The organism is Streptomyces tremellae, from assembly GCF_039540215.1.
In the GTDB taxonomy this organism is placed as follows: Bacteria; Actinomycetota; Actinomycetes; order Streptomycetales; family Streptomycetaceae; genus Streptomyces; species Streptomyces tremellae.
The window spans coordinates 1-2,128 of record NZ_BAABEP010000140.1; the positions used below are offsets into that span (position 1 = coordinate 1).

Sequence of the window (2,128 nt, forward strand, 5' to 3'; positions counted from 1 at the left end):
TTCGAGGCGCCGACGGTGGCGGGTCTTGCGGGGCGGTTGGGGGGTGCGGCCGGGGGTGTGGTGCGGCCGGGTGTGGTGGCGGGGGTGCGTCCTGACGCGGTGCCGTTGTCGTATGCGCAGCGGCGGTTGTGGTTCGTGGATCGTCTTGAGGGTGCGAGTGCGTTGTACAACGTGCCGTTGGTGGTGCGGTTGTCGGGGCGGTTGGATGTGGGGGCGTTGCGTTCGGCGCTGGGTGATGTGGTGGGGCGGCACGAGAGTCTGCGGACGCGTTTTCCGCAGGTGGACGGGGAGCCGTTCCAGGAGGTCGTGCCGACCGGTGAGGCGGGTGTGGGCCTGCCCGTGGTCCCGGTCGCGGCCGACGAGCTGGATGCGCACATCGACCGGGTGTCCTCCCACGCCTTCGACCTGGCGACGGAACTGCCCCTGCGGGCCGCGCTGTTCGTGCTCGAACCGGACCGGGCGGAGTCCGGGGATGTGGTGTCGGGGGAGTGTGTGCTGGTGCTCGTGGTGCACCACATCGCGGGTGACGGGTGGTCGATGGGGCTGTTGTGGCGGGATCTGTCGGTGGCGTACGCGGCGCGGTGTGCGGGGCGCGCTCCTGGCTGGGAGCCGTTGCCGGTGCAGTACGCGGACTATGCGCTGTGGCAGCGGGAGATGCTGGGGGACGCGGACGACCCGGACAGCGTGCTGGCGCGCCAGGCGGCCTACTGGCACAAGGAGTTGGCCGGGGCGCCGGCGGAACTCGAACTCCCGGTGGACCGGCGGCGTCCGGCGGTGGCCAGTCACCGGGGTGGTTGGGCGCCGATCGAGGTCCCGTCCGGGCTCCATGCGGGGTTGGCGGAGCTGGCCCGTGCCGAGGGCGTGACGATGTTCATGGTGTGGCAGGCCGCCCTGGCGGTGCTGCTGTCCAAGCTGGGTGCGGGTGACGACATCCCGATCGGCAGCCCGGTCGCCGGAAGGACCGACCAGGCGATCGAGGACCTGGTCGGGTCCTTCGTGAACACCCTGGTGGTGCGGACCGACCTGTCGGGCGATCCGACCTTCGCCGAGATGCTCGGGCGGGTGCGGCAGGCGGCGCTGGGCGCGCTGGAGCACCAGGACGTGCCGTTCGAGCGGCTGGTGGAGGAGCTGGCCCCCGCACGCTCCATGGGCCGGCACCCGCTGTTCCAGGTGGCCCTGACGCTGCACAACCTGCCGGGTACGGCACTCGACCTGCACGGGGTCGATGTCGGCGCGATGCCGCCGCGGGCGCAGGGCGCCAAGTTCGACCTGGACGTCGAGGTCGTCGAGCGCTTCGACACGCGGGGTCTGCCCGCCGGCCTTGACGGCGGCATCACGTACGCCACCGACCTGTTCGACAGGGCCACAGTGGACGCGCTCGTCGACCGGCTGACGCGGGTCCTGCGCGCGGCCGTCCGCGCCCCCCGCGGACCCGTCCGCCGGATCGACCTGCTGGACGCCGGGGAGCGGCGGCAGATCCTGACGGAGTGGAACGGCGCCCTGCGCGCGATGGAGACGGACGGGGCGCAGGAGCTGCTCGGCACGGCGCCCGACGCCGCGGCCCCGGTGCGCGGCGGGGAGCGGGTGCCGTCGGCCGGTCCTGCAGGTACGCGCGTCTACGTCCTTGACGCCCTTCTCGAACCTGTGCCGCCCGGGGTGCCGGGTGAGATGTACGTGACGGGCCCGGGACGCCCCGGGGCGGAGGCCGACAGGCCGGGTCCGGCCGCCGGGCGCGTGGTGGCCTGCCCGTTCGAGGGACCCGGCGCGCGGATGTACCGCACCGGGAACGTGGTGCGCTGGAGCCGCGACGGGCGGCTGGAACTCGTGCGCAGGGCGGAGGAGCCGGCGGAACGGGCCGCCGAAGCCGCCCCCGAGCCCGGCTCCGCGCCGGGCAGGCGGCCCGCCACCGTGCACGAGGAGCTGCTGTGCACGGTCTTCGCCCAGGTACTCGGTGTGCCGCAGGTGGGGGTCGACGACGGCTTCTTCGAACTGGGCGGGCACTCGCTGCAGGCGGTGCGGCTCGCCAGCCGTATCCGCACCGTCCTCGGGGTCGAACTGCCGATCCGGGTGATCTTCGAGGCGCCGACGGTGGCGGGTCTTGCGGGGCGGTTGGGGGGTGCGGCCGGGG

1 protein-coding gene is annotated in these 2,128 nt (G+C 73.7%); it reads left to right on the plus strand.

Features of this window, described 5'->3' with window-relative positions; translation table 11 throughout:
- The coding region (locus ABEA77_RS33680) for a condensation domain-containing protein (protein ID WP_425588452.1) at positions 1 to 2,128 on the plus strand (2,128 nt) is incomplete at both ends.